1 pseudogene is annotated in these 221 nt (G+C 70.6%); it reads left to right on the top strand.

Annotated elements, in window-relative coordinates:
- Nucleotides 1–221 (top strand): annotated as a pseudogene (locus G3I40_RS03065) (steroid 3-ketoacyl-CoA thiolase); the annotation flags it as partial.

Raw genomic sequence — 221 nt, 5'->3', positions numbered from 1 at the left:
TGGTGCTGAGCTGGGCGCAGGAGTTCGAGGCGGACCTCGACGGGCTGGAGAAGGTCAACGTCAACGGCGGGGCGATAGCGCTCGGGCACCCGGTGGGCGCGACCGGCGCCCGGCTGATCACCACGGCCCTGCACGAGTTGGAACGCCGCGACAAGGAGTTCGCGCTGATCACGATGTGCGCGGGCGGCGCCCTGGCGACGGGGACGATCATTCAGCGGCTG

It is taken from the genome of Streptomyces sp. SID14478 (assembly GCF_010548525.1).
Lineage (GTDB): Bacteria > Actinomycetota > Actinomycetes > Streptomycetales > Streptomycetaceae > Streptomyces.
The sequence above is the reverse complement of the archived record's forward strand: the minus strand, read 5'-3'. Positions and strand labels throughout refer to the sequence as shown.